6 protein-coding genes are annotated in these 8,271 nt (G+C 48.7%); 2 read left to right on the top strand and 4 right to left on the bottom strand.

Annotation, left to right across the window (positions count from 1 at the left end):
* Positions 1–691: 691 nt before the first annotated feature.
* Positions 692–1,354: a hypothetical protein gene (locus PJF56_RS18080; RefSeq protein ID WP_283764101.1), complete on the bottom strand. Its 663-nt coding sequence runs from the start codon at positions 1,352–1,354 to the stop codon at positions 692–694.
* Between the two features lie 72 nt (positions 1,355–1,426).
* Complete coding sequence (locus PJF56_RS18075) at positions 1,427–1,654, bottom strand: hypothetical protein (RefSeq protein ID WP_283764100.1); 228 nt, start codon at positions 1,652–1,654, stop codon at positions 1,427–1,429.
* A gap of 132 nt (positions 1,655–1,786) precedes the next feature.
* Between PJF56_RS18075 and PJF56_RS18070 the strand changes: the two genes are divergently transcribed.
* Positions 1,787–3,943, top strand: coding sequence for a discoidin domain-containing protein (locus PJF56_RS18070; protein ID WP_283764099.1), 2,157 nt, complete (start codon positions 1,787–1,789; stop codon positions 3,941–3,943).
* Here PJF56_RS18070 and PJF56_RS18065 read toward each other — a convergent pair.
* Both PJF56_RS18065 and PJF56_RS18060 read right to left on the bottom strand, forming a co-directional pair.
* Positions 3,938–5,956 (bottom strand): hypothetical protein, encoded by a 2,019-nt coding sequence (locus PJF56_RS18065; RefSeq protein ID WP_283764098.1) that lies wholly within the window; start codon positions 5,954–5,956, stop codon positions 3,938–3,940. The genes PJF56_RS18070 and PJF56_RS18065 overlap by 6 nt on opposite strands.
* A gap of 9 nt (positions 5,957–5,965) precedes the next feature.
* Complete coding sequence (locus PJF56_RS18060) at positions 5,966–7,522, bottom strand: hypothetical protein (protein WP_283764097.1); 1,557 nt, start codon at positions 7,520–7,522, stop codon at positions 5,966–5,968.
* A 73-nt stretch (positions 7,523–7,595) separates the two neighbouring features.
* Here PJF56_RS18060 and PJF56_RS18055 point away from each other — a divergent pair, with 73 nt between their 5' ends.
* Complete coding sequence (locus PJF56_RS18055; RefSeq protein WP_283764096.1) at positions 7,596–8,114, top strand: hypothetical protein; 519 nt, start codon at positions 7,596–7,598, stop codon at positions 8,112–8,114.
* The last annotated feature ends 157 nt before the right edge of the window (positions 8,115–8,271 follow it).

Below are 8,271 nucleotides of genomic sequence, written 5' to 3'. Positions count from 1 at the left end.
AAACTTTTACAGTTTAGACTTTTTAGTGCCCTATCCTCTTTTCCCGGTCTACCGCAGCTCTATGCGCCACGGGTTGAAACCCGATTTCGTCACGTAAAGGCTTTCTGTTACGTCTGCGTCGCGGGTGGGTCATTGACCAACGCTATTATACCACAAAGCCGTCCTAGAAGGACGGGGTTTCAGACCCAAAATTCTGATGAAATATCCCTATATCATAAGCCTAAAACCCAATGGACGTAACGGGACTCGAACCTGTGACCTCCACGATGTCAACGTGGCAACAACTCTTAAGAGTGATTATACATTTCGACCATTAAATACCAATTTGGCTCGTCAATGTACCTCCTGTATCTCCCCTCCCAGACTTTATCAAACTCCAGCTTTTGGAGGGTTGCGTCGGCGGCCAAATCCGACGGGATGCCTGGATATTGAATCAAGTGCCGATTCCCATCTGAGGGAATAATCCTTAGTGCATTTCCCCAAATCCAGTCCCCGTCAACAAACCATCCTCTGCACGTCCACAGAACCGAAGTAGTCCCACTAGTCGGGGGGCGACTGATGGGACTAGCAAACCTGATTGAGAAATATTGATCCAGCCCTGGGTTTCCAGGGACAAACTTCCAGACTGCGGGATTGTCTATTTTTTTTATGGGAAACGTGACAATCCCCAGGGATGAATATCTCATTTTATTTACATATTCATAATGTAAGGCTCTCGAATTCGGTCGGCATCAACAAAGGGCAAATCCCTCGTTGCGTCAAATTCCGTTGTTAGGCACCAAGCCCCAGCCTCTGCCAAGATGGAGCCTTCTGGATCTGTGAATCGCCCTGTGGGAAACTTCTTCCAGCGATAGCGCTTCCCAGCGATCTTCATTTGTGAGGGTTCGTTTGTCCTTAAGAGACAACCCATGAGTTGCTGGCACATGAAGCTGTTAAAAAATCTCGGAACCGTACAAGATGCGGTCTTGCTTACCACATACTTCTTGTTGCTTTTTCCAGTAACTGTCCGGGTCTCTTGGGACGGAATGATAATCCGTTTTCCTGCTGGGGTGCGCTTAATAACCAGGTCTTTGGCACTCACGTACCCTTCGACCTGCTTTGCCGTCCCATCTTCCGTGAAAAGCAGCCCCGCTCGGTCTGTGGATGTATAGGCGGCAACTTGCTTCAAAATCCCCTTGGCCTCGGTTTGTTCCGATACTTCAACAGTCGGGACGTTGAAATAGGCTGCAAAAAATTTTTCTACATATAATTCGGCCGATCCTCCTATTGGCTTTCGAGTCCCCGATTTGCCGGGATCTTTGTGCATAAACCAGGCAACCACAACCCTTTGGCGTTCGGGGGCAGAGTCCGACACCCTTGTAACCTTCCCTTTTGCCGCAGCAATTCCAGGCATTTCTTACCTCCTGATCAAAACTTTATCTCTTGACTACGGAGCGGGAATCGCTTCCAGGCTGTCCGCGATGTCGGTCTCTAGTTTGCTTGTAGTCGCGTTCCAAGCGGTTCCAGCGATCGGTAAAACAATCGTGGCATTGAAAAGGTTTGTCTCGTAGTTCACGTCATAAGAGACGGTCGTTTCACCTTCAAACTCTGCCTTGGCTTGGTTTTGCGAGGCTGTATCAATAATGACTTTTGCCAGATCGGAAGCGATGGTCATGGTTCAATCCTTCAAAAATATCTTTGTCCATTCTACTCCAACAAAGGTGAGAATGATTATCCTTTTGTTAGAATGTGATCCATCCGACTCCTTAAGGGGTTGGATGGATCACCCTTGCTAATCCCCCCCCACATGACCATCACTCAGATACTAACTCAATTTGATTTCTCCTCTTACCCCCCTAATGGCTATTGGGTTCTTCTCCCACCAGTGACTCAGGATACAAGAATTAAAATTTTGAATTTAAAAACCAATGTTCAAAGGGGGAACGGGGAGGGGCTGCTTCGGTGGGCGCGTCCCGACGAATTACCGGCAGAGTCTCCAGACAACTACGCAGAAAAAATCTGGGAGGCTGAATGGAAAGGCGAACACTGGCGGATCGATCTTTATATTTTTGATTCAGCCAAAGAGGTAATCCTGAACTCCCTCCCTATTGTGAACAGGGGCTTTCCGTACGATCGCGACTTACTAGGCAACACCTCTACCCCCGCCGGGTTCGATCTTCAGCAAGGCTTCGGTCTGAAGGTCAAGTTCGTCGATAATGGATTCGGTCTCCCCGTTCCCATTCCTGGGCAATTCATTGCAATTTTCGGAACGGGTCAAACTGGGACGGACAGCTTCACTACTCCGCAGATCAATGTGGACGCAAGCACGAGCGTAACTAATACGGCCGATGGCAAGACGATTAAAAGCGGGATGCTGCCCAAGGCAGGATGGGAACTTTCTGGGAGCGAATCCGCACCATGGGCCCCCGGAGCGTCTTACTATGAATATGGGCAAGGGGATTTACTTTACTTAATAGATGGGGACGACTCGACAAAGTGGGAATCGGCGACGGCGGGAAACTCCCACGATAAAAAGATTCAAATCCACCTAGGCAAGGAATATCAAATCAATGGAATCAGGTTGAAAACAGGGGATTTTCCTCATAAGTTGAAAGGACGAATTCTAGTCTCGACCGACATGGGAGTATGGAGAGAAGTTTATCCTGTCGGTTTTTTAGAAGGTGATATTAACTTCGCAAAAGTCGCCGCACGCTGGGTAAGCATTGAATGCAAAGTTACAGACAATACACCTTATGATATTTGGCATTTGTACGAGGTCACTCTATTCGGGGATATAACCCAAGAGACTGAGGAGGCCAACAATCCCGTTATTAGCGCCTTCCCATGGGGAATTGAATACGTCTATTGGGGGGAAACTGGTAGCAGTTCCCCCGCACTCGACTCCGAGCCTTTAGAGCGAAAGGAAGCTGATTCTTACTTACATATTTCTCCAGATAGTGATGGAATCCCCCAGCTTAATTACGCTCCATTCAATGTGACATTTGATAATAACTGGAACCAGGCTTGGACACCCTCAGAGAAAATGACCGGGGAATTCTCAGGAATAGAAATTGACCTGAAACAAAATTACGACATTGAATTGATTGATGCCCAATTTCAAACTTCGCCTAAACAGTGGCGAGGGCATTTAATCGGATCGAAAGACAAGCAAGCCTGGGTGATCTTGGCGAGTGGCTTTATTTCTGAACTGAGGGCTACCGCCATCAACTTTACTCAATGCCGATTCTTGAGGATTTGGAACAACCCACAAGCCAATTTACTTAATGGGCTGAGTACCCCGCCACGGATGAATAAATTTAGAATTTTTGGCTCCAGGAGCATGCAGCAAATCGAGCCGGTGATAGTCCCGGACGAACCGACGATCCTGCAAGCCGCGAACATGCGGCTCGATTTGTCCGGCGCAGCTCCAGGAGCGCTAACAAGTACGTCGGGTTTTTCTCTCGTGCCAGGTGGTACGGCTCCAACGCTGGTCGAAGGTGCTGCGGGGAAGCACATTGCCTGGAGATACCCCAACAACAGTACCGATATGCACCTACTACATCCTGGTGTCCCAGTGCAGTGCATTCTAGCCGAAATCCGATCGCCTACCCCCTATTGGGGACATGCAGGACAATCCGAATGGTCACATGGCGGATTTTTTGGGGGAACAAACCTACATGCTTTCAACTTCAACGAAGGGGGCACTCATTTAGTTTTCGGACAGACGGCGGACGGTGTCCGCCGGAATGATGTATCTATCTCCGCCCCCTACGACTTACATCCGATAGATGAATGGTTTTGGCTGTATATCAAATTCCCTACTTCGCACCAAGCATCCGAGTGGATGCTTGGTCGATCGAGGCTCTCTTCATGGAGGGTCGATGTAGATCTACGAAATTTCCTGAGCTGGGAGACAGCTCCATCGGATGAAGAGATCGATGAAGTTGTTGCCTTTCTCTCATAGCTCCCCAGGAGAACCGTCGGTTATGTCCCGAATTTTTGCCGTCTCCTCCGGGTGGCGGCCATAGGGACGATCCTTGCGGGATTTGATGGAAGTATCCTTTTCTGTGGGCGAAACTAGCCCGCCCTCTACCACTTTTCTGAATTTGCGGAAGTCTTTTAGCCCTTTGGGGTCGTATCCATCGTCCTCTTCGTCCTCCCCTATGCCCCTCTTCTCCCTTTCTGCTGGGGCGGTTGCTGCGTGATAGGCGTATTTTGCTCCGAAGTCGAGCAGGTAGTCGGCAAGCTTCCCCCTCATTCCCTCCCGATTTTTCCCTACAGAGATCGTGTGAGCAGCACGGACAATTTGGTAGATGTTCCGCAAAAGATATAAGTCATCGATTAAGTCACGCCCCTTCTCTGGATCGAAGTAGTGTCCCTTTATTGCCATTTTCGAGGGTTCGAGGAAGGCTTTTAGCTCTTCATCAGGATTGGGGTATTTTTTCTTCCAATCCTCCCAACTGATGGCATTATTCGGATCGTTATCTGTCTCAGGTAGGGTGAATTCTGCCTGAAGGAAGTTTTTCACTTCTTCGGTTTCAATGCCTGTCCATTTCACAAATTGATCGAGCATATTTCGAGCCTTATAAGCCTCCTCTCTGGCTTTGTACGCTTCCAGGAGGCATTTCGTCATCAAAGCTTTAGCGTTTCCTTCGTCGTCCTGAAGGTTTAGGGTCGCCTCGAAAATCGCTCTTATTGCCTCTCCAGGGGTTATCAACTCAAACTCTTCTGGAGAGCCAATCCCAGAAGCTTTTGCTCCTTCTACGATATGAGTGGGGACTTTAACCTTCATGGGAAATTCATCCCCAAACATGGTGTCCACCGACTGGATAAAATACATGATTAGATCGGGGAGAGAGGAAATCTTTCTGGTTCCTTTTCCCAGGATTTTCCCTAAAAACCCAACACTTGTATCCATAAATGGGTGGCGAGGAACTTCTACTTCTTTATAGTCGGCTCCCACCCATGTTTTGATGAGCTTCAAGTCCTTGATCATCCGGTTCTGATTGCGAATCAAGGTCGGGCAACAATTACTCATTTTTTCTCCTCTCTGTCTTGGGAATGGGCTAAAAGCCACAGGTGGGCGTTCAAATTGCGCTTCTATTGTGAAATAAAAATTGTATCCGCTTTGTCCTCTTGTAGCTGAGCCAGTCCAGGTATGAGGCCCGCTCCAGCTACCATCTTCTAACAAGCGGTAGGTGGCTCTGATGGGACTGGAACTCGAACGCGCCAGCCCATCGAAATATCGACTCAGTTTCTTTGATAGCAAGCGCTCGGCCAGCCGGATGTATCCCTTCCAGTGTTGCACTCCCTTAAACCGGACTTTTGGGCCGCTCTGCTGTGGCCACCCATCGCTTAAGTAGTCGTTCTCTCTCGCCAAGAAGTAAAAATACATCCGTCTATCGTCAGGAAAGCCTGGGCTACTGTATCTATTTTCCCTGTTCGCCTTCACTGAAACGCCTATATAAACTCCTGGTCTACCTCCTAAAACATCAAACGTGGACGTATCCCTTCCTGGGGAGGGAAATGGGGGAATATAGATCCCCTCTGGTTGTGGCACGTTCCATTCAGGGGGAAACGTCGGAGCGGGCTTGGCTTGTGCCACGGCTCCAATGGTTTTACCGGTGTTCCCCCATGGGGTATTTTCGTACCCGCCTATCCCCATAGGTATGGGTTCTTCTTCCGTCAATTCTGGGTCTGGATCGGGGTATGCCTCCCCTAAGCTCTCTATGTCCTTTTCTTCTCTTTCTCTTGGGCGGGTAAAGGGATTGGGGATTTTTGGGAGGGGGACTCCCCAGAATCCTGCGGCATCCTGGATCTGCTCATGAAAGAGAGGCGGCCCGGCCAATGCCTCCTTGATGGCATCTATCGGGCCTTCCCCTGGTGGAGCGCTAAGAGATGGGATTTTCCTCCCTCCTCTCTGATTAGATCCCCTATTTCCTGGCTGGCTTTTTGGTCTTGGCTGTGGAACTAACATATGGTCTGGTCAAAACTCCCTCGGAATATCTGCAAATGCGGCGGTTAAAAATTCCTTTATCTCTTTGTCATATTGAGGGTTATCGAGTTTTTGCCAGAGGGGGAGCTTCAAAGAGCGACGGCTTACAGCTTCGTCTCTGGAGTCAAGGAGGCGGACTCTTCCGGTTTTGTCGGCTCCTGTACGAAAGAAGGTGACGCTATATGGGTAAACTCGGATTCTTTCCTTGTAATTGCGATTATTTTTATTTTGGCGATGGGTTTTCTTTTGGGTTCCACCGCTTTCTGCAACGATCTCGGAAGCGGAAAATCCCATCAAATCCTTGACTATTTTTTCCGCAATTTCCTCTGATTCAGCCCATAGGGTTGTTTGTGCGCCGCACGACATTTTCACCCAAAACCTGGATGGCCCCGCTACAAACCCCTGATAGTTCCCGGCGGCTTTCTGTAATCCTCTCCAGGTTATGCCGGTTTTCTTCAGATCGGGGATGGTTAGTGTTGAGGTTTTGAATTTTTCCCCTTTGACCCTGAGAGGAGGGGTAACCTTTGATTGCCAGAGAATGACCGCGCTAACCGTGTGGATTTTCTTCATCTGGTACTGTGGGGCCGGCTCCCCCACATATTGCCCGATGTCCTTCCCGTACATCATTTGGTACTGGGCAAGAAATGACGTGGTCTGTTGGCGAACGAGGTTCTCTTTCCCGTAAAATCGGTATTCTTCTCCCTCTGCCTTGTTTGGAGTCACCTCCACGATCATGTCCTGTCCCAGCACCTGATCTTGGATGGTGGTAGATTGGAGCGCCTGGTAGCTGTCGATGCCATTGGCGATTACCATAATTGCCTCATTGCAACTGTCTCCAAACTCCTCAAAGAATTCTTCTACAAAGGTTCTAATGTACTCGTTTGGGATTTCTTCTATTCGATCGTTTTTCCATTTTGCTAATGAAATGACCTCCCCTCCGGGCTTTCCCCAGTTTTCAATAAGTTCAGTGTACTTCGCTCCAAATACTTTTTTAGCCCATTCCTGTTTCTTCATTAATCTGCGGGCGAATTTGAAAGTCTGCTTGAAGGCGTTTGTTGCAGCAATGTCAAATGCCAGCATCCCCACCTGTGTCCAGACTTGAACTAATTCCTCTTTTGCCTCTTCTCCCAGCTCTGCTGCTACTGCAGCAGCCATAGCAGGATCTATCTTTGCTAAGACCGCTCCTCCTACCCCGCCACAGACAACCCAGCCAATAGAAGCTCCGAATCCCCCACCTAGCTGCCCTGAGAGAGCAAGTAGATCGGATTCGATTTGCGCGTCGATCTCCTCGTCCTGAAGGTTCCAATTAAATCGCCACAGATACTGGACTGACTGGGTTATCCACCTTATTACTGTCCCGGCACCAAATCCAACAGCTCCAGCGAGCCATTTTAATCCGTTCCATATCCCGCCACTTAACCCTTGCCAAGCCCTTCCCAGGGCATTACCTATCCTTCCCAGCCAATTATCCCATTGTTTGACGACGGTTTTTTGCTGGTCTTTCCAGGCTTGGGTGAACCCTCTTGCATATTTTTTTATTCCGGACATGGACGCAATCCACGAGTCTCAACTACAAGTATATGCAAAGACTATACTGAAAGGGAGTCTCGACGGTAAATAGATGGAAGATCCAAGCACTCAGATCGAGTTCAAAACCGGGACCTTATCCTATGGGATGGTCGATGTGGGGATAAACCCCTATGGGGTGCGGAAGTTAACCAGGGGAATAATAGAGCTAAAAGAAGTGACGCAGAGGTTGAGACGATTTTGCATGGAGAAAAATTTAGATGATGAGACTTTGAGATACCTACTGGAAAGTCACCAAAAAAATATCTCCGCCCTGGAACTAGCCTTAAGCGAGATATCAAGAGCTAAGGACTTGAAAGAGACGACTCTGGGCTGGCACAAGCAGGTGATTGAAATACAAAACCAGCACAAGAGCGAACTGAGGGAACGGATCGAAGCGTACTATCATCGCCTAGATCAGCGCTTGATTGACTGCGAGGACAGGCAGGAAGGCCTAGTCGAATTTCGGGTGAAAGTTCAAACCTCGCTCGACACCCTAAATTTCCTGGTTGTTGTCGTTCCGTCGGGAATTGCGGCGATCGTGGGGATTGTTGCGTATTTTGCCAATATCTAACGTCTCCAGAATCTCCTTTCTCTACCTATCATCATTCAAGTCTCTTCGCAGTTTCATCAACTCAAACTCTATCGGGTCATCGACGATCGCAGTCGGAACCCTCTTGTTTCTCCGAAGACCCTGGCGATTGCGGTTGAGGTTTTCCTGTTTTCGGGCC

The organism is Roseofilum halophilum BLCC-M91 (assembly GCF_030068445.1).
GTDB lineage: Bacteria > Cyanobacteriota > Cyanobacteriia > Cyanobacteriales > Desertifilaceae > Roseofilum > Roseofilum halophilum.
Note: the sequence above shows the minus strand (reverse complement) of the source record. Positions and strands in the feature narration are given on the sequence as shown.